This is a genomic window from Planococcus glaciei, assembly GCF_900099655.1.
Lineage (GTDB): Bacteria > Bacillota > Bacilli > Bacillales_A > Planococcaceae > Planococcus > Planococcus glaciei.
Genome location: NZ_FNDC01000012.1, coordinates 1 through 19,713 on the forward strand (window position 1 = coordinate 1; position 19,713 = coordinate 19,713).

Annotated in this window: 15 protein-coding genes; 2 read left to right on the forward strand and 13 right to left on the reverse strand. The window is 42.1% G+C overall.

The window, feature by feature from the left end; genetic code table 11:
- A partial coding sequence (locus BLQ32_RS13990) for an ATP-binding protein (protein ID WP_175557120.1) occupies nt 1-254 on the forward strand: 254 nt, incomplete at its 5' end.
- A 463-nt stretch (nt 255-717) separates the two neighbouring features.
- On the opposite strand, the gene BLQ32_RS14000 is transcribed toward BLQ32_RS13990, so the two are convergent.
- From BLQ32_RS14000 to BLQ32_RS14025, 6 genes are all read right to left on the reverse strand, one after another.
- Entirely contained in the window at nt 718-5,535 is a 4,818-nt protein-coding gene (locus tag BLQ32_RS14000; RefSeq protein WP_074510810.1) for a DEAD/DEAH box helicase, read from the reverse strand.
- On the reverse strand, nt 5,504-8,821 hold the full coding sequence (locus BLQ32_RS14005; protein ID WP_074510811.1) for a hypothetical protein: 3,318 nt from the start codon (nt 8,819-8,821) through the stop codon (nt 5,504-5,506). Before BLQ32_RS14005 ends, BLQ32_RS14000 begins: the two co-directional genes overlap by 32 nt.
- Nucleotides 8,822-9,367: 546 nt before the next feature.
- Entirely contained in the window at nt 9,368-10,657 is a 1,290-nt protein-coding gene (locus tag BLQ32_RS14010; protein ID WP_074510812.1) for a TRAP transporter large permease, read from the reverse strand.
- A complete protein-coding gene (locus BLQ32_RS14015) occupies nt 10,654-11,148 on the reverse strand; it encodes a TRAP transporter small permease (RefSeq protein WP_074510813.1) in 495 nt (164 codons plus the stop codon). The genes BLQ32_RS14010 and BLQ32_RS14015 overlap by 4 nt, the downstream gene beginning before the upstream one ends.
- Before the next feature lie 69 nt (nt 11,149-11,217).
- Entirely contained in the window at nt 11,218-12,246 is a 1,029-nt protein-coding gene (locus BLQ32_RS14020; RefSeq protein WP_074510814.1) for a TRAP transporter substrate-binding protein, read from the reverse strand.
- On the reverse strand, nt 12,243-12,908 hold the full coding sequence (locus BLQ32_RS14025) for a GntR family transcriptional regulator (protein ID WP_074510815.1): 666 nt from the start codon (nt 12,906-12,908) through the stop codon (nt 12,243-12,245). Before BLQ32_RS14025 ends, BLQ32_RS14020 begins: the two co-directional genes overlap by 4 nt.
- A 272-nt stretch (nt 12,909-13,180) precedes the next feature.
- On the opposite strand from BLQ32_RS14025, the gene BLQ32_RS14030 reads away from it, so the two are divergent.
- Entirely contained in the window at nt 13,181-13,966 is a 786-nt protein-coding gene (locus BLQ32_RS14030; RefSeq protein WP_074510816.1) for a DUF4240 domain-containing protein, read from the forward strand.
- A gap of 65 nt (nt 13,967-14,031) precedes the next feature.
- On the opposite strand, the gene BLQ32_RS14035 is transcribed toward BLQ32_RS14030, so the two are convergent.
- The 7 genes from BLQ32_RS14035 to BLQ32_RS14065 all read right to left on the reverse strand — a co-directional run bounded on the left by BLQ32_RS14035 (nt 14,032) and on the right by BLQ32_RS14065 (nt 19,595).
- Nucleotides 14,032-15,084 (reverse strand): SMP-30/gluconolactonase/LRE family protein, encoded by a 1,053-nt coding sequence (locus BLQ32_RS14035; RefSeq protein WP_083335344.1) that lies wholly within the window; start codon nt 15,082-15,084, stop codon nt 14,032-14,034.
- A 282-nt stretch (nt 15,085-15,366) separates the two neighbouring features.
- Nucleotides 15,367-15,531 carry a DUF896 domain-containing protein gene (locus BLQ32_RS14040; protein ID WP_081720604.1) on the reverse strand — a complete coding sequence of 55 codons (165 nt, stop codon included), beginning with the start codon at nt 15,529-15,531 and terminating at the stop codon, nt 15,367-15,369.
- Between the two features lie 70 nt (nt 15,532-15,601).
- The gene (locus BLQ32_RS14045) at nt 15,602-16,537 is read right to left on the reverse strand and encodes a ring-cleaving dioxygenase (protein ID WP_074510817.1); all 936 of its coding nucleotides are present in this window, start codon (nt 16,535-16,537) and stop codon (nt 15,602-15,604) included.
- 51 nt (nt 16,538-16,588) lie between these two features.
- Entirely contained in the window at nt 16,589-17,212 is a 624-nt protein-coding gene (locus BLQ32_RS14050; protein ID WP_175557121.1) for an alpha/beta hydrolase, read from the reverse strand.
- Nucleotides 17,213-17,230: 18 nt separating this feature from the next.
- On the reverse strand, nt 17,231-17,836 hold the full coding sequence (locus BLQ32_RS14055; protein WP_074510930.1) for a flavin reductase family protein: 606 nt from the start codon (nt 17,834-17,836) through the stop codon (nt 17,231-17,233).
- A 625-nt stretch (nt 17,837-18,461) separates the two neighbouring features.
- Nucleotides 18,462-19,085, reverse strand: coding sequence for an NADPH-dependent FMN reductase (locus BLQ32_RS14060; protein WP_175557122.1), 624 nt, complete (start codon nt 19,083-19,085; stop codon nt 18,462-18,464).
- A gap of 75 nt (nt 19,086-19,160) precedes the next feature.
- Nucleotides 19,161-19,595 (reverse strand): MarR family winged helix-turn-helix transcriptional regulator, encoded by a 435-nt coding sequence (locus BLQ32_RS14065; protein ID WP_074510819.1) that lies wholly within the window; start codon nt 19,593-19,595, stop codon nt 19,161-19,163.
- Nucleotides 19,596-19,713 lie beyond the last annotated feature (118 nt).

Below are 19,713 nucleotides of genomic sequence, written 5' to 3' on the forward strand. Positions count from 1 at the left end.
TGACGTATGAAGCACACGAAGCCCATTTGTTTTTTCAATTCATTTACGACCTCTATGACAAAGCTGCTTTCATTTTAACCTCGAACAAGGGTCCGAATGAATGGGGTAAATTCCTGGGTGATCCCACATTGACGACGGCCATCTTAGATCGCCTGCTCCACCGGAGCGAAATCATTACCTTTGGTGAAGAAACGGACAGCATCCGTATGAAATACCGAAAAACTTTGTTTCCCGAAACAAGTGGTCTGTCTTAATTGGGGAAAGTTGATCTATCTTATTTGGGGAAAATTGATCTATTCTACTTGACGGTTACACTATATATTCAAACAAACTCCATATAACTCAAAATATTGATTAAGTAGTAATGATCTTTCAGCTGTAATTTGTTAACCGCTAACAAAAAAGAGCGCCCATATGGACACTCTTTTTTCATCTTTTTAATTAACAGATTCAACTTCTTTAATATCTTTCCAAAACTCAGCCCTTTATAACTCTTATGCAAATCCTCAGCTGCTTCCCGATTACTTACAACAAGAGGGTGGCAATGCGATATACTGATCAATCTCAGCTAGCCCCTTTCTGATCTCCAATTTTTGTATATAAGTAGTCCTTCACTTCCTTTAAATTGTCCGCACTTAATCGCTCTTCAATAGCCTACGTATTTAACACCATCGTATCCTCTATCTTCTAAGTATACTTATATTAAGAGGTTGATTTTCATTTAACTAACTTACTTAAATACTCTTCCACCATTCCGCGCGATAGTGTGTCGTGACAATATTGGTTTGAATAATCCTTCAAACAGCCATAGCAGCTGGTTTCCTTACCGCATTGACAAGAACTTACTAGTTCTTTGGCAGCTTGAATCACTTTTTCTAATTGACCAAAGACTTCATTCATATAACCAGCCCCACCTGGAACTTTATCAAATAACACAATGGTCGGGGTAGCCAAATGGTTGTACTTAATACATCCATCAATATCACGTCGATTTATGCCCAAGGAAATACTAATCCCATTTAAAAATGCATAAAGTAAAGAATCCCATAATTCGGGTTCAGGAGTACTGTTAATAAATTCAACTTCTAAAATATCACTAATAAATTCATGTCCAAGATGTATCGATTTTTTATCAATAGTGCCTTCACAAATCTTATTCATTTGGTTTCTATGCTTAGAGTCTTTAGTGCTCATCATTGAACCGCATAAGGTGCAAATCTTGTAACCTTGTCCACTGCGTCCTTTACTAATAACTGACAACTTGCCATAAGGCGAATACTTGATCCGTAATTCCTGTCCTTTCAAATTGAAAGTTCTTTCTTGCTCAGATGCTTGTTGGTGTTCACGAACTTCTTGTTCTTCCGAGTAAAAGTATTCAGAAAAGAATACTCTAGAGCGATTTTCTCTAGCTGGCTTTCTATCACTTGCTTTTTCTAAGCGTTTTGCATTGAAGCCAAATTTAGGAATAATCATCTTATGAACTTCACAAATTTCTTCGCATGTTTCACATTGTGCAGTTATAACGCGGTAATTGGGATTTAATCGCTCAATAACTTTATAAGATTTGCAATTATTACATTCAATATAATAAAGGGTTGGTAGCTCAAAACCTTTTACTTTTCTGATGCCAGTACTTTCGTAAATAGTTCCATTTGCCACAATTTGCGACCCTGGTGCATATTCTCCAATTGCCATTGATAAATCTCTGCTTAATCGGATATCATCTTTCTCTGTTTGAGAAATAACCATTTCCACCACATCAACTGGGAAACCATATTTCGGAATGATATTTGAACTGGATAAAAAACTAATTAACCCTTCATTTTGAATTCGATTCATTACACGATTTAATCTATCTGTGTTCCGGCTAGCTTTAAAATCTTCTTCCTTTATCTTTTTTAGTTCTTCTAAATCTTGATAATATAACTTTGAGACCTTGTTAAATAGGCTTGTTTCTTCTAGCATGAGATCTTTTTCCCAAGAAATAAATTCAGGGTGATATTGAAGCTGGCCATAATTCGGAACTACTTTCTGAACAGATTCAAGTAAATGAGTTGGCATATTTTTAATGTAGTGATCAATTCGTTTTGGTCCTGATTTTATAGTCATAGAGTCTTGGAAGAAATCTGATACTTTCCCGAACAACTCTTCATTTTCTCGAAAGAAACTTGATAAAACTAAAGAATTTAAATGCCGTTTAATTATTTTTGAATTATTCATTTTCAAAACTGGAGGTTTTATTACACCAGCAATAATATTTTCCGGATCTTGATAGTATGTTAAGTCATGCGATTTTCTTTGGGCAAAAGTCAGAACAAAAGCAACTGACGCTTTTCTCCGTCCTGCTCGTCCAGCTCGTTGAATATAATTAGCTGTTTCCGGTGGCACGTTTCTTAGAAAAACAGCTTCTAAACCACCAACATCAACACCCATTTCAAATGTGGTCGAACAACTTAACACATTGATATCTCCATTTACAAATTTCTCCTGATAGTGTGAAGCGTTTTCAGGAGATAATTGAGCAGTATGCTCTTTCACACTCATTTTGACGGGTATCAAGTTATTGTATTGATTAATATAATGGGATTTTAATGAGTCACTTTTTATAGAATTCAAAAGACCTGAGCAACCGTTTGTCATACACACATTTTTGACATTATAAGTTGTGATAATTTTGCAGGCGTTGCACTGAAAAATCGGCAGGTTTTTACGGACTCGCCAAATACTCTGTCTTAAGAGATTGTTGCCATTTTTGCTCTTAAAGAAGCTTTCGTAAAAAAGGGGCAGGTTTATTAAGTCCCAAATCTTTAAAAGTTGTTCCTGTGCAGCATTAATAGCAGCATTTTCATTCAATCCTTTTCGAATAAAAATTTTCTTTAAATAGTCCAGTCTAATATTTGAACGTTTTGGAATCCATGCACTGACATAACCTTTATTATCAGCTGCATTTTTATTTACTGAATTCTCAAAATTGATAGGTTTCATTCGATCTGAGTTGAATTTACTTCTTTCAAGGTGAGTGACAGCATTTTTATGTCTTAAAGTGCTTAGCAATACCTGTAGAGCGACTTTCAGTTCTTGTCCATTATCGAAGTTTAGACGTTGTGCAAGCACTTCCAGATTTGACTCAATCTGATCAGGTATATCAAGTTGATATGAAACCAATCCTGTCCCCTCAAGAGAAATCCGGACGTTCCCTTTAATGAATTCAGACATCACATATTCTTCGGCAACTGTTTTCCGTTCCTCTCTGTCCATCTCAGGAGTATAAACATCCCATTTCAAAGCTTCACTATAGGCGTCTAATGCCCATGTTTTTAAACTAATCGGTTCTTTTTCATCATACTTTCCAATTGTTTTATATAGGATGGCTCTCCATAAATCGCGTTCATAGGTATATTCCAAGTAAGGAGCGAAAAAAGCAGCTTCCTGACGTGAATCGGAAAATACTAATAATTTCTGAGGCTCATATTTATTTTCTGTTACTTCTTTTACTTCTTCGTCAGAAAGTACATCATTGAATAAATCTCCAAAAAGATCATTCCCGACTGTGACATTTTCATTTTTTATTATCTTTTTTGAATCTAATACTAATTGCTGGTAAAGAGAAGTTGTCAAAATTGCAGCAGGGCCATCGTTGCCGCTCACAAATAACTTAATCGGATTCTGCTTCTTTTTTCCGCAATGATTGCAGGAAGAGTGACCTGAAAATTTAATTGGTTCTTTAACAAGTGTTACAAGTTTCGGATAGGTAATCTCTCTTTCCCGGCAACAAGATGACGAGTCGTCGCCTTTTTGCCAAATACTCGCACAGCATGGACACATTTCATAGGTTTCTTTATCTTCTTCTGTAAGATCATCTTCATCTTCATCGACAGCTAATTTTTGATCATGCTCTTTGATCATATATGCTGTATAAGTAATTTTTTCATCTTGTGTCTGTGATTGTTTACGCTGCATGAGTTTCCCATCTTCTTCTTCACCGATAAGATGGACTTGACCACAATTCGAACAAACACCCATTTCAAAAAAAGGATGATTAGTTTTTTCATCCACTTTCTTTGCTTGCAAAGACACTTCATAATTAGGATAAAGCTTAAGATAACAGCCTTCAATCGCACGAACAAACACATGATATCTCGCTGGCAAAAGCGGTTCCTGGGAATCTTTCGCTGAAATGCTTCCTGCAATATCCACTAAATTAATTAACCCTTGATGTACTTCTTCCGCTTTTACTTCCCCATATTTTGCTTGAAGAGCTATGAGACGATATAATAAGGCATTTAAATCCTGCGGTTTATTCTTTAATAGATCCCGGAGATTAAACAGATTTTCATCCCCACTAAGAAAATCGTAAAGAAATTCGTTAGTTTTTCTTTCATTTGTCAGTAAAGAATTTGCGTTTTCAATGCCGAAATCATTTAGTTTTAAAATATCGTTGTCATTTAACCGATCTTTTTGCTTCAATTCCAATAGATAAGAGTACACAGTCCAGTCAGGACGATGTAACAATTCATGTTCATCTCGATAATCGATTCTTTCTGACTCGATCAGGTCATTTACTTTTTCTGATTTAAAATAAAAGGGTTCATCAAAAATATTACCTGCAAATTCAAGGACTTTTTGTTTTGCTTCAGCTCCAGATCCCAGTGTTGCACTGGTCGCGATACATTGCAAACTACCTCTATAAGGTCTCTTCTTCAAAACCCGATCCTTCAACCTTCTCAAGAGCATCCCAATTTCGATGCCATTGGCACCGTTATAAGAGTGCACTTCATCCAATACAATAAATTTCCATTCGTTTGAAAAAGGTCCATCGAAAAATGCAGTATCAGTCGGTCTTAGAAGTAAATATTCTAACATCGCGTAGTTCGTTACTAATATATGTGGAGGGTTATTCCTCATTTCATTCCGTGAGAGAATTTCATTTGGCAATTTTTCTATTCCAGGATTTTGTTGTTTAAATTTATCTAAGGCTTTGCTTTCCAATTGTTCAGTTTCCCCTGTGTATCTGCCGAAAGTAATTTCCGGTGTGTTTTTCAATAGAGATCTAAGCCTTTTCATCTGATCATTGGCAAGCGCATTCATCGGGTAGACAAAAAGCGCTCGGACCCCTGGCCGCAGACCTTTGTGTTCATCTTCAAAAAAAAGATCATTTAAAATTGGCATCATAAAGGATTCGGTCTTCCCGCTCCCTGTACCAGTCGCAACGACGAAATTCTTTTTTTCTTTAGCTTTTCTAATTGCTTTTTCCTGGTGGGTATACAATGGGCGTTCAGCAGGCATCTCTTCCTGGTTCAGTGTTAGAAATTCTTTGGATAAAATTCCTTCTCTAACCAAGTCACTTATAGAAGCTCCTTTTTTGTAAGGGGGCGTCACTTCTAGGAAAGGTCCTTTGGAAAGAAGATTTTCTTTTCTAAGTTCTTTCGAAAATGCAGCCTCTATCTCTTCATCGTTAATCGGAAAAGTCGTAGCTAAGTAATCTCGGTAATCGTTATCGATTCTATTCTTTCCATGTAAAGGATGGATGCTCATATTTTTGCTTCCTCTCTTTAAAATTGATTATTTCTTTTTTATCGGCTACTAATTTTTCTTTCCAATATAATAGGTCATGTAAATACCAATCTTCTGAAACTTCATATAAAGCAGGAATAGCTTGTCTTAATGCAAATAATGTTTGCGCATCCATTTTGCTTTCATGGTCAATAATCAAAGCACATGCTAATGCAGAAAGACCAATATAGTATGGAAACTCATAAAAAAAATAATTCGTAGTCATTTTTCTCGTATTTAGCCGATTTAAGTTTTCTCTCGATATAAGCTGTAAATCTATCAGTGAAACGAGCATTTTGTCTAAGGAGCTTTTGTGATTAGCATAAAACGCTTCTATTTTTGACCTATAGTATTCTTCATTATCAACTTTTTCAAAAAAAGACAGGTATTCATGTTGTATACTAAATCCCTTGATAAACTGACTTTTTTTTATTTTTCTTTGAAAGCTGATTGCTCTTTCCCTTCTCGACAGTGTACCTAGCAAATTTAATTTTTCCGGGGCATAAAGAGCTTTTAAATTTGCTTTTTCCAAACGATTTTGCATGGCACTATTAAAAGAATCAGGATCCCATTCTTGGTAACCTGCCACTTTGCAAATAAATGAAGCAAATTCATCATTCTTTTCTTTCTTAGTAATTTCTAGCAAAAAATCGATGTTCTGAAGACCAAAATCACAGCACGAATTATAGTCAGCAAATAATAATGGTTCTATTACTTCTTTTTTATCCCATATAAATTTCAAAAGCTTTTCTAATTCAGTTAATGACCATTCTTTTTCTTCTCCATCCCCTTCAAGTAAGAACAGCCATTCAACAAAAGTAGGAACACTAGCTTTTCGCTCTACTTTTATAAATTTCTTATGGTTATCAAGTGAGGATGGATAATTCACTTTATCAAAAATATCGAAAAAATCATCTTCTTCCACTTCGTATAAATCAAAAATATAATATCCATCGGGCAATTTTTCTTCGTCGAATTGTAAAGAGTGTGTTGGATAATTAATTTTCTGTTCAAGGACTAGCTCTTTCTGGGGATTGAAAGACCAAATCCGGACTTTCAGCTTTTCAGGTTGGAAGGAACAATCGAAAGTTAAACTATCATTGTCTGAGTTGGGAGCAGTTACAGAATTTAATATCCATTCAGTTTCTACAGTTACCACTTTTTCAGATACATTCAATTCGGCGATAGACAAGCCAATCGTTCTTTTTCCACGTGTTTCATGTAAGCCATCAAAATACCTCAAATCTAAAATATGCTTTCTACCGACTCTGCAGTTAAATGTTTTCCTAGCAAATTCTCCTGTCTTCAACCTTTCTATTAATGAGACAGCTACCGCCTTACCAGAATAGAGCAAGGATGGATTCTCCAAATCAAGCAATACATACGTCTCTCTAAAATCAAATTCATTGGCATTAAAAACTGCGCCTAATGCTAGAGCCCCATCAGTAGTGACCATTTCACTCGAAATTAGACTGGAATAAAGTTTCAGGTCCAGTTTTTCTTTTGTTTGGAGGTTCAGAAGATTTCCTCGAACGAAATCAGGATGATTCGGAAGATTGAATAAAGTTTCTGTTTCACTCTTCTTTTCAACATCGAGGATTGTAGGAATAGTGAAATCAATATTCGGTGATGTTAACACGTTCATTTTTTGTTCTTGGACAGAAAATGAAAAATCTTCTCTTGAGATATAGAGGAAGTCAATTGACTGGTCATGTCCTAGAACGCCAGTCAAGCTTATAGAGTATTTTCCAAAAAGACCGCTTTTTTCGTTGAACAAATTCAGCAAGTTGATATTTATCCCCTTTGATGATTGTTCATATTCCACTTCACTGATCCTCTTCCAGATTGTTGTTTTGGAATAAGGATGATAAAGTTTAATGCTCCATTTAGCAAAGTCTTCATTTAATAATGAGATATCAGAATTTATTATAATAATCGGTTGGTCTGTGTAAATGGCAGTGTCCGCCTTTGCATCTGTTACTCTTGTACCTTCAATTTCCATTAGATGGCGCAACGGATTCATCGTCAATGTTGTTTTAGAAAATTCAACTATATCTGGCTTTTCTACATACAAGTCTATTTCATAATATCCATGCCATTGATTAAACAGTGGACGGACTAAGAAATCGTTCTTACAGCTTTCCATTTTCTTATACTCATTTTCATGCAATATCATTAAAATGTTAGAAGCAGTCAAATATTTTTTATTAAGTTGTTCATAGCTGGCAGTATCAAATACTGCAACTTCTTCCAAGTAAAAACTCCATTCGCCATTGATCTCCTCATTAATTAAAAGATGCACAGTGTAGTCATTTAAAGGAGAAACAGGATGCTCACCATTCTTTTTATCGACTATATATTCTTGTTCCTCATCGGAAACATACATTTTTGTAGCCAATATAATCGAATCTTCACCAGATATGATTCTCCATTCGACTTTCAAGTGTTCTTTCCTGTTGAATCGTTGGATTGGCAACTTGATAAAAACATTCTGAAACTGCGTCGAATAACTGAGTATCGGCCTTGCCACACGTTGCTTCCGGGTCTGTCGAATTTTTGTATTTACTTCCAGAGATGCATATTTTTCGAATTCGTCCAAAATATGATCTGGTAAATAGTTTCTGTATTTTTCGGTAAATGGCCGCTCCTGCTCTCTCCAGACTTCTATGCAACGGGAAACTAGGCTGTTAGAAACGGAATTATCCAGCCTTATAAAATCTTTGACACTTTTATATAAGCCATAGGTTTTCACCACAGAACCATAATTTTTATCTTTTTTGACCGCTTCAATAACTTCTTCAGCCTTTAAATCAAAGCTGGCGGCAGGATCGATTACATGCTTAAGAAATCCTGCTATATTATGTTTAGGAATGCCCGCATGCCCCAAAATATTTTCAATGTATTTTTGACTGCTATTCTTGTTGAAAATATTTAAATTTTCGAATTCAATTTGTCGGAGGAAAAAAACTTTCCAATCATGATCTTTTAATAAGGAAATATCTTTTTTAAATTTCCCCCAAAAATTCCCATCATAATTGTAAATCGCATAATTCACTGTCAATAGCAATGCTGTACGTGGAGCGAGCTTCCAAATAAATTTAACAACATTTCCTTGACGCTGGATATTCTGACTTAGGATTTTGTTGAAATATCCTAAAATCTTTATGTATTCGGTATATGGAAGGTTTGCTTCGCTGACGATTTTAATTTCTTTGAAGTATTTTGCCATTCTCGACTCTGTATAATTTAAATACTCTTCGACGTTCATATTATCCCCCCAGTTACTGAATATATTTATTTATGCATATTCTTAGTAATAAGTGTTATTTGATTTAGCCATAGTCTTTATGTATAGTTATATTTATTTATTAATTGTAACATATTTACTTTTATTACTAAATATAATTATCTGAAAAAATTATTATATTTAGTTTCATTTGCATGTTTATTGATATTTCGAAGTGAAGCATCATTCGGTATTATGCTCATTTAGCAAGAATGTGCCGTGTTACTTATATACCACTCCATCACAAAGCGGTTGAAACCGCCAAGATAGGCTACCTTTCGAAATCCAGAAAGACCAGAAAAAAACATAACCTTGAATGCCATTGAAACGATTCAAAAGGCCATCGATAAGAACCAGCTTGTATTCAAGCGAAAATATGTCAGATGTTAAATTTAGCACAAAACAAGAAACCCCTGGATGCCCACACTCTTTTGTGAGCATCCAGGGGTTTTCTAGTATTTCGGTAGTTGATTTCAATTAGAACCGCTGCAATAAGCCGCATGCCATTTTGCCATTGCTTTTTTTCATTTATTCATACAATCCAGGAAGCCACGTGGACAGCGCCGGAACGAATGTGATGATGGCTAAACAAATAATCATCGCAAACAAGAACGGCAATACCGAAACCGCAATCCGTTCAAACCGGACGCCACCGACGCTAGACGCCACAAACAAGTTGACTCCCAAAGGCGGTGTGATAAAGCCGATCGCCAAGTTGGCAACCAGGATGACGCCGAAATGGATCGGGTCAACACCGACTGCAATAACGATTGGCAGCAAGATCGGTGTTAAGACGACGAGTGCTGAAATCGTATCGATGAACATGCCGACCACTAGCAACAATAAGTTGATGGCAATCAATATGACAAGCGGATTCGTCGACAGATTGGTAAGGTAATCCGAAATTTCGCCCGGGATCTGCTCAATCGTCATAAAGTAAGCAAACGACACCGACAAGCCAATGATGATCATCGTCGTGGCGTTGATGACGATGGCCTGGCGGAAACTTTCGTACAGGCCTTGCCATGACAATTCCTTGTAGACGAATTTCCCGATGATGACGGCATAGACAACCGCAACTACGGCCGCTTCTGTCGGCGAGAAAATCCCGCCGTAAATGCCGCCAAGAATGATGACCGGAATCAGCAAAGCCCATTTGGCATCCCAGAAGGTTTTGACGACATCTTTGAATTCAAACGTCGCAGCTTCGCCGGGCTGCGGTTTGTAGCCGCGTTTTCTGGAAATGAGATAAGCAGTGATCAACAGGCCGACGCCAATGAGCAGCCCCGGGAAAATGCCGGCCAAAAACATGCTGCCGACCGATACGCCGCCAATGACGCCGTACAAGACAAACGGAATGCTCGGCGGAATGATAACGCCGATAGACCCGGCGGAAGCCGCAACGGCGGAAGCAAAGCCCCCGTCATAATTGCGGGCAATCATAGCTGGAATCATGAAACTTCCGATGGCGGCAACTGTTGCCGGGCCTGAACCCGAAATGGCCGCAAAAAACATACAGGCAACAATCGTCACCATGGACAGGCCCCCTGTCATCCAGCCGACCAAAGCGGATGCCAGTGCCAGGAGCCGGCGCGACACGCCGCCTTTGCCCATCAGGATGCCGGCCAGCATAAAAAACGGAATCGCGAGCAATGGAAACGAATCGAGCGACGTGAACGCTTTTTGCGTGATGATGCTGAGCGGCAAGGTGGTGCCGAAGTAAATCGCCGTCAAGGCGGAGACGCCCAGCGCGATGGCAATCGGAACACCGATCAATAAGCAAACGAATAATGTGCCAAAAAGGAGTGCTATCGTCATGCTGGAAGGTCGCCTCCCTTATGCATTTCGTAATCGCCTTTCCAGATCTGGATCAATTGCTGGATCAAGCGGATGCACATGCCGATGCCGCCTAAAGGAATCGCCAGGAACGGAATCCACATCGGCAATTGCATGGCTGGTGTGACCTGGCCATTGGAAATGCTGGAAAGGACCAAATCGGTGCCGAAATACGCCAGGAATAATGCCATCACAAACCAAATCGCCAACGTGATGGTTTCCAGGATTTTTCTCGGCAAGCCTTTGAACCTGGTGATAAACGCTTCGACCCGGATGTGTTCACGCAATTTGACGGCGTAGCTGGCCCCGATCCATACCTGGAAAATATGTATATAGCGGGCCATTTCTTCGGTCCAGCTGGGCGCACTGGAAAATACGTAGCGCCCGACCACTTGGCCGAATATCAAAACCACCATGACGACGAGCGTCAGGACTAAAAAAGCTTCTTCCGCTTTTTCAAACTTCTTGATCATATCCACACTTCCTTTCAAAAGCGAAGAACCAAGGAAAGCCTTCCTTGATTCTTCAACTGTGGTGTCTTATTATTCTTCATTCGCAGCAAGGGCCTGATCGATCAACTCTTTGCCGATTTGGTCTTCGTATTTCGTGTAAACCGGCTCTGCAGCTTCACGGAACGCGTTGCGCTGCTCGTCCGTCAAATCGTTGACTTTCATGCCTTCTGCTTCCAATTGCTCGAGGAATTCTTTGTCTTGCTGCTGCGCCAATTCGCGCTGCTCGGTGCGGAATTCTTCAGAAGCTTCCATCACCAAGTCCTGCAAGTCTGACGGCAAGGTGTTGTAGAAATCGTTGTTCACCAATAGTGCAGTTGCCGCATAGACATGCCCCGTCAATGTCAGGTAATCCTGCACTTCATAAAATTTGTTTGTGTAGTACAAGGAAATCGGGCAGTCCATCGCATCGTATGTTCCTTGCTGAAGCGCTGTATACAATTCACCGAAAGCAAACGGCGAAGCGTTCGCGCCAAATGCGTTGAATGTATCGGTGTGCAGCGGGCTTTCCAACGTCCGCATTTTCAGGCCTTCCATGTCTTCCGGTTTTTCAATCGGCCCTTCGTTATTCGATACATGGCGGAAACCATTTTCGCCAAAAACCAGCCCTTTGATGCCGTTGTTTTCCAGGTCCGCCAGCAGCTCCGTTCCTAAATCCCCATCAAGCGCACGGTAAGCGGCTTCGTTGTTGTTGAACAGGAACGGCAAATCAAACACCTGGAATTTCTCGTTGAACGATGCCATTGCCGCAACCGCTGGAATCGTCATCTCGACGTTTCCAAGCTGAACCGCTTCAATCGCTTCGCGGTCAGAGCCGTAAAGCTGGCCATTCGGATAAAGTTCCACTTTCAAGCGGCCATCCGATTCTTTTTCCAATTTCTCTTTAAAAGCAACGGCTCCCACATGGGACGATTGCTCTTCCGGCACCAAATGCGCCAGTCGGATGGTGAAGGTTTCTCCGCTTGATTCTCCGCCTTCGGACGTCGAACCGCCGCTTTCCGGACGGCCACAAGCTGTTAAGACAAATAATGCGATAAATAATAATCCAATTAGTTTTTTCATAGATCCTCCCGCGTGATGTATTTCAGCAACCGGTATTCAATGTTGTTCAGATGGACGGCCAGTTGCTGTTTGGCCTCCTGAAAATTTCCTTGTTCAATTGCTTCGATAATGGCCAAATGTTCGGCATACGCCTTTTCTGAACTGCCGGCTATCGTATCAGATACGAGCATAAACGCCCGGCTCCCGCCCGTATTGATGCCTTTGATGATGTCTTTCAAACGCTTGTTTCGATGGTTGCTGCACAATAACGAATGGAATTCCTCGTCCAAATCCATAAACCGGACAAAGTCTTTTTCCTGGATCGCTTGCCGCTGAAGTTCAGCGTTTTGCTTCATCTCCGCTACTACACGCTCTTGATCTGCTTTCGGCCATTCCTGAAGCCCATAAATTTCCAGCAGTCTTCGAAGCTCCATAATTTCTTCGACGTCTTGCTGGGTGAAATCAGCGACTACGGCCGGCTTGGGCTGCTTCAATTCAATAAGCGCATCACCAGCCAGCCTTTTCAACGCTTCCCGCAGCGGGGTCCGGCTGATTCCCAGTTCCATTGCCAGTTTTTCTTCCGGCAATTCATCGCCGGGTTTCAATTCGCCAATCATGATCAACTTTTTGATGTATTCATAAGCTTGTTCGGCAAGTGTGACTTTTTTCGCTATCTTCTCCATATTTCCTCCTCCCTACATAAATAATCACCACAGTGTATACTGTATACATTCAGTATATGGCAAGATTTTTAAGATGTAAATGTAATTTTCGGAATTAATTGATTTAACAAACAACTTATATCCATAGCGCAGAAATTTGGTTGAAAATATTTCAAGAAAAATAGCCAATCTTTTGGTGTGAATCCAGGGCGTCTTCGCTACAATAAAAGATATGGTTCAAGGATTCGAAATAGGAATGGCTCATGAAATGCACCATGCAAGGAGATAGCAGATTGGAAACCCTATTAGTTTTTAGAAGTTCATTTTCAAATAAATTTTGGAAAATCACGGTTGCCGGCACTTCGTTCGCCGTCAATTACGGAAAAATCGGTACAGCAGGTTCCGTCAACGTCAAAGACTTTCCGACCCCGGAAGACTGCAAAAAAGAAGCCCACCGCCTCATTCAGTCCAAGCTGAAAAAAGGCTACCAGCCGGCAGTGTCGGCAGATCCACTCATCAAAGAAAGTGCGATGACTGAAGATTACTTTTGGCAAATGCTCGACCGCTGCAAGGAAAAAGGCGATGATTCAGAAGAACAAATGGAGTGGCTCACTTCCCAGCTGGCAAAAGGGCCGGTGATTGATATTCTGAGTTTTGATTCCATCCTAAAAAAGCATTTCAGCCAGTCCTATACCTCCGATTTGTGGGCCGCTGCCTATATTGCCATGGGCGGCTGTTCGGACGACTGCTTTGACTATTTCCGGGCGTGGCTGTTGTACCTCGGAAAAGACGTCTATTATAAAGCCATTGAAGATCCGGAGACGCTTCTTCCCTATTTTAAGCTTTTGCAGGAACAGGAAGAAATTCCGCAGTTGGAAGAATTCTTACTGGTTGCCTGTGAGGCTTTTGAAGAGAAAACCGGCCGTGACATGGAAGATTATTGGAAGCTGTATGATCAATTGATGCAGGACGATGACCCGGATCCGGATATCGACTTTGATTGGGATGAAGACGATGAAGAAGGGCTGAGCCGCATGTTCCCGCAGCTATGGGCAGTTTATGGAGAGAACCCGTTATAAAGAAAAGGGAAGCAAAGCACCGGACGCCCCGGACTTTGTTTCCCTTTCGTGGTGATAGCTTCAATTTATTGCAAGCCGTACGGCACTAAGCCTTTCTTGTTTACTTTAATGCGCCATACTTCGTTTTTCGAGGATTCTGTGATGTACAGATAGCCTTCGTGGAACGCCAGATTCGTCGTGAATGTTCCGGCGTTTTCATTAAGACGGATGGTGCCGTATTTGAATCCGTCTTTGTCCTGGACCACGATTTGTCCGGCCTGGAAGTGCGCGACATACAGATTCCCTTCCTGATCTACCGCTAAGCCGTCCGGTCCGATTCCGCCTTCAAATTGCCCGAAAACGTAGGGAGTTTCGGGAGAAGGCGGTGCATTTTTGGCAGGCACCGCGAGCACTCGGTTTTTACCGAACTCGGATATATACACCCGGCTGCCGTCAGCCGATATGGCGACCCCGTTTGGATAGGCGATTTTATCCGCAAACAGGACAGGCTCCGTGCTGCCTGCCGGCAAATAAAAGACGCGTCCAACTGGATTGGTGGCGCTCGACCCCATCGGTTCTGTAAAGTACAAGCCGCCGTCCTTATCAAAGATCAAGTCGTTTAGCCCGTTCAAGGCTTGGCCTTTATACGTACTGACAGCCGTTTCGCTTTTGCCTGTTTTCGGGTCGTAGGCGTGGATCACGCCTGTAATGTCCGTTATGAACAGGCGGCCGTCTTTATGGAATTTCGCTCCGACGGGCCCCGGATATTTTTTGACTTGCTGGACTTTGTCTCCTTTGACGGTCAGCAGTTCTCCGGACATCGGGCTCACCATCCAAATGGCGCCTTTGCGGTCAAAGTTGATGCCTTCCATGAATCCACCGTCGCCTTTTACGACTTTTTCCCATTTGGCTTTCGCGGGCACGATTTCGGAAATTTTATGCCGTTCTTCTTTTGGCACCGGTTTTGTTTCGTAAAAGGTTTTAGCGCCGGCAAAGCCCGCTGCTGCGAGTAATAATACAACCAGTATAGCGATCGTCAATCCTCTTTTTTTCACTTCTGCAACTCCTCCTTTTGGAATCCATTGTTTCTGGTCCAGTCTCCTGATCACTAAAGAAAACAGTTGCCACTCGCTCTTCATTAGAGGCCTCTGCAAAGGTTTTCTTTAAAATGGAAACTGTTAGTACCGAATATACCGTTGAGGAAGATGAAGGGCTACCCGTTTAACCCTTTGAATTTTTGTATAATTCAGTATGTTTTTCTCTTTTATCGATATGTATCCTTTGTTAGACTAGTAAGGTTAACCAGCTGACTTAAATTTTTAAATAAAAAAAGCAGAGAAAAGTATGGACTTTTCCCTGCTTGCAATTGCTTCTTTGACTGAATTGATTTTCGGTTCGCTTCACCGAAATGAAGGTATGCCTTAGCCTATGATTTTAATCGTTTCTACGGTGGAAATGACTTGTCCCCGAATCGCAGCCAAGTATTCCATCCGAAGCTGTTTTTGCTCCTGCTGCTCAGCTTTCGTCAGCCCTTTCGTTTTCTGCAAAGCAGCGAGTTCATTAATTCGGTTCAAACATGTAATCATCTTCTTGGACTCCTTTCACTGAGCAAGCATTTCGTTTTGTGGATCGTTATTTAATCAGTTGCTTTTTCTATTAATCAATTTGGCGGATTTCAAATGGAATCAGCGACTCGGTCAATTGTGTGCGGCGCGGTTCGTATTGTTCCGGCAGCATCAATTTTTCGCCCATCGTTTCGGGCGTTTCGTCATGCGAAAAGCCTGGCGGATCGGTCGCGATTTCAAATAGGATTTCTCCATGCTCCCGGAAGTAAATCGCGTTAAAGTAATTGCGGTTTTTCACTTCCGTTACGCCGTAGCCCTGGTTCCGGACATGTTCTTGCCAGCCGAGATGGTCCTGGTCATCTTCTGCACGCCAAGCGATATGGTGCACCGTTCCGACGCCCATTTGGCCGCGGCCGAGCGGCGTCTGTTTGACGTCGATGACGTTCCCGATGTCGCCGTAAGCGCGGTAGCGCGTGAAATCGCCTTCTTCTCCGACCTTTTCAAGCCCCATGACGTCCACCAAAGTTTTGCCGGTTTGTTCCGGACGGGCTGACAGCAAAGTCGCCCCGCCGAAGCCTTTGATTGCCACTTCCGGTGTGATGCTGCCGGATTCGTAGCGGTTCACTTCGCCCGCTTCCCGTTCCACAAGCTCCAGCTGGAGGCCGTGTGGATCTTCAAACAATAGGTTCGTTTCGCCAAAACGCTCTTCTTTCGCAAAAGGAATGTTGAGTCGTTCCAGACGTTCTTCCCAGAACGGCATCGCGCCTTTTGGAATTACATAGGAAGTCACGCCGACTTGCCCGGCTCCGATTTTCCCTTGGTAGGCATTTGCCCACGGGAAGAATGTAATGATGGTGCCCGGTTTTCCGCCTTCGCTGCCAAAATACAAATGATAGGTGCCCGGGTCGTCAAAATTGACGGTTTGCTTGACCATCCGCAATCCCAGTACGCCTGCGTAAAAATCGACGTTTTCCTGCGGATGCCCAACGATTGCCGTGATATGGTGTATGCCCGCTGTTTTTTTCATCTATCTTCCTCCTAATTCAGATATGTTTTGAGTGGATTCCATTCCTGTGAATTATTCGACTGTTTGTCCGTATTTCCGCTCATACCACTGTCTCGCCGCTTCCACTTCACTTCCGGTCAACTGATGGCCGTGGTTTTCCCAGTGGACTTCCACAGAGGCGTTCGCCGATTCTAGCGAAGCTTGCAACTCCTCTGCTTCCTTTACAGGTGTAATCGGGTCGTTGGTTCCAGCAGCGATAAAGACCTGTTTTCCGGCAAGGTCCGGCAGCTCGATTCCGCGTCTTGGCACCATCGGGTGATGAAGGATTGCGCCGTTCAAGGCATCGCTAAAGTGATAGAGTAAACTTGCAGCAATGTTTGCCCCGTTCGAATAGCCAATCGCAACGATGTGGTCCCGGCTAAACTCGTATTTCGCCGAAGCCTCATCCAAAAAGCGGTTCAATTCGTTCGTACGGAAAACCAGATCCTCTTCGTCAAATACGCCTTCGCTCAACCGTCTGAAGAAACGGGGCATGCCGTGTTCCGAGACATTTCCTCTTACACTGAGTACTGAAGCCTCGGCATCAATCATCGCCGCCAATGACAAGAGCGACTGCTCATTCCCGCCTGTTCCGTGCAGCAACAGAAGAACCGGTTTTTCCGGATTGGATCCTTTTTTAAAAATATGTTCCATCATTGTTCCTTCTTTCTTTTTTTATTTTGGTCGCTCCATTGAAAAGATTTCTCCGATGGCGGCGTAATTGGCGCCTGCCAACCGGCTGACGGCATCCAGTCCTCTCGGGTCGATGCGCCCGTTTTCATAAATCGCTTCTTCCACATGGAAACGAACCACTTCTCCGATGAACAAGTCACTGCCTGACTCACCTTCGCCTAGCGGAATCGCCTGTACCAACCGGCATTCCATGCGCACCTTCGATTCGTTGATACCCGGAACCGAAATCGCTGTACTCGGAATCAACGTCAGATTTGCCGACTCCACTTCACTTTCCGATGGGGGCAAAGAAGCAGCGGTTTCATTGATCTTCGCTACATTTTCGTTGTCCACGATATGCACCACGAATTCGCCGTTGCCATAAATATTCCGCGCCGTGTCTTTCAGCTCGCCCTTTGGCCGCTGAATCGACAGCGACACCATCGGCGGGTTCGACGAGACGATATTGAAATAACTGAACGGTGCACCGTTGACGATCCCCGCCTCAGACTGGGTGGTAACAAATGCAATCGGACGGGGGATAATCGAACCGATCAATAGCTTGTAGTTTTCGCGTTCTGTATTTTGTTTTGGATCAATTGCCATCATTGTAGAATGATTCATCAAAAACGCTCCTTTTTTAAGCCGTTCTTACTTTCAAATAAATATTCAGCAAAACTCGTCGATCCATTGAACCGCTTTGCTCAAAATTTATTAGAAACACAAAATGTGCTTTTGCACATTTTATGTGAGCTTATAGGCAAAAGAATTTTTACACATGATAGCTAAATAAATATCCGATTGGATAGAAAATTTAGGATCCTCCGTTTCAGCCGGACGCGTTCCGCGGGCTCGCACCGAACTAACTCGGAACTTGCGTCCCGAGTGGATTTCGGCACTTCGCTATCCCGCTGGAGTCGCCGGCTTCCACTTCGGATCCTAAACGTGAAGCTATTCAAAGGTGTCGCTTTTCTTTCTCAACTAGATAGTTTGGCTTCAATTGGATCATCGTTCACTTTCGAATCAAAGAGAGATGCCTCAACCGGTACGGCCACGGAGACTCCTGTGGGAACAGTGAGAGCTGAAGACCCCACAGGTGCGAAGCGGCGAGGAGGCTGAAGCCGAACCCACGGAAAGCGAAGTGGCCGGCCCGGTTGGTTTTAGGTATCGCTATATATTTCATCTAGACTTTTTCTACAGTTTGCACATTTTGTGGCTTCTAAAGATGAAGGGCTTATGCGTTTACTGTTTTAAGGCGGACTGACTTAAGAGCCGTTGCCCATGGGATCACTTGGTCAAGCATTTGGTTAACAGAAGCTTCCTGGACCGGGGCCGCTTTTAATTCAGCGCCATTTTCAAAGTCGGTGAACAGAGACAAAGCCGGATGGACTCGGACATCTGCCACTGACAATTCGCCCAGGATTCCGCGCAAGTGCTCCGCAGCACGCGCCCCTCCGACTGAACCGTAAGATACGATGCCCGCTGCTTTGTCGTTCCATTCTGCACGAAGGTAATCAAGTGCGTTTTTCAAAGATCCGGTAATGGAGTGGTTATACTCCTGTGCGATGAAGACAAAGCCGTCCTGTGCAGCAATCGCTTCCGACCATGCTGCTGCTCCGGATGCGTCTGTACCAGCTTCGCCAAGCAATGGCAATTTGTAATCTGCAATGTCGATGATGGTGTAATTGGCGTCGCCGCGTTGGTCTGCCAATTCTTTTACCCAGTTTCCTACTTGCGGGCTTAAGCGCCCTTCACGTGTTGATCCTAATACGATACCTATGTTTAATTTTGTCATTGTTGTTTCCTCCTCATTTTGGGTTGTTTGTTGTTTACCAAATAATTTCGAAAATAAACTCATGTTTGATGCTCCTAACTGTTCTTCTTATTTATTTCATCTAAATATCTCGAATTCGAGATATGAGATAAAAAAAATTTAAGCGTACTGTGCTTGAAAACCGATTTTCTTAATCGCTGCAATCATCGTTTTCATTTCAAGTCGATCGATGCCATGAAACAATTTATCGATCGTTTTTTCATGCTTTGGGAAAATCTCTGCTATTAAGCCTTGGCCTTCAGTTGTTAGTTCCGCATAGGTGACGCGCCGGTCCTCTGGGCAAGCTTGCCGCTTAACGTAATTCTTTGTTTCCAGTTTATCGATGACGTACGTGATGCTGCTGCTCGCAATCAATACTTTTTTGCCAACCAGCTGAATGGGCTGCTTTCCCTGGTGATAAAGCAATTCCAACACTGAAAACTCAGTTGGATTCAATCCGTATTTGGCGACATCGTTTTTGATGGCTTCGTGAAGCGCGTCTGCCGCACGGACCAGGACCGTTACAGCTTTTAAATTGAGATTGGAGAATTCCAATGGTATCACCTCATTTATCTTGAATTAATTTATCTTTAATTCGAGATAATCATATCATGGCTATTTTCGGCTGTCAACACTTTGGGATTTTTACTTTTTGTTTAAAGGCTCTCCCATA

Bases quoted from the DNA above. Each gene is read 5' to 3' on its own strand.
- BLQ32_RS14035 (WP_083335344.1), bottom strand. From the start codon at position 15,084: ATGAAGAGCGAGTGGCAACTGTTTTCTTTAGTGATCAGGAGACTGGAC.
- BLQ32_RS14055 (WP_074510930.1), bottom strand. From the start codon at position 17,836: ATGATGGCAATTGATCCAAAACAAAATACAGAACGCGAAAACTACAAG.
- BLQ32_RS14025 (WP_074510815.1), bottom strand. From the start codon at position 12,908: ATGGAGAAGATAGCGAAAAAAGTCACACTTGCCGAACAAGCTTATGAA.
- BLQ32_RS14060 (WP_175557122.1), bottom strand. From the start codon at position 19,085: ATGAGTTTATTTTCGAAATTATTTGGTAAACAACAAACAACCCAAAAT.
- BLQ32_RS14005 (WP_074510811.1), bottom strand. From the start codon at position 8,821: ATGAACGTCGAAGAGTATTTAAATTATACAGAGTCGAGAATGGCAAAA.
- BLQ32_RS14015 (WP_074510813.1), bottom strand. From the start codon at position 11,148: ATGATCAAGAAGTTTGAAAAAGCGGAAGAAGCTTTTTTAGTCCTGACG.
- BLQ32_RS14020 (WP_074510814.1), bottom strand. From the start codon at position 12,246: ATGAAAAAACTAATTGGATTATTATTTATCGCATTATTTGTCTTAACA.
- BLQ32_RS14010 (WP_074510812.1), bottom strand. From the start codon at position 10,657: ATGACGATAGCACTCCTTTTTGGCACATTATTCGTTTGCTTATTGATC.
- BLQ32_RS14045 (WP_074510817.1), bottom strand. From the start codon at position 16,537: ATGAAAAAAACAGCGGGCATACACCATATCACGGCAATCGTTGGGCAT.
- BLQ32_RS14050 (WP_175557121.1), bottom strand. From the start codon at position 17,212: ATGATGGAACATATTTTTAAAAAAGGATCCAATCCGGAAAAACCGGTT.
- BLQ32_RS14000 (WP_074510810.1), bottom strand. From the start codon at position 5,535: ATGAGCATCCATCCTTTACATGGAAAGAATAGAATCGATAACGATTAC.
- BLQ32_RS14040 (WP_081720604.1), bottom strand. From the start codon at position 15,531: ATGATTACATGTTTGAACCGAATTAATGAACTCGCTGCTTTGCAGAAA.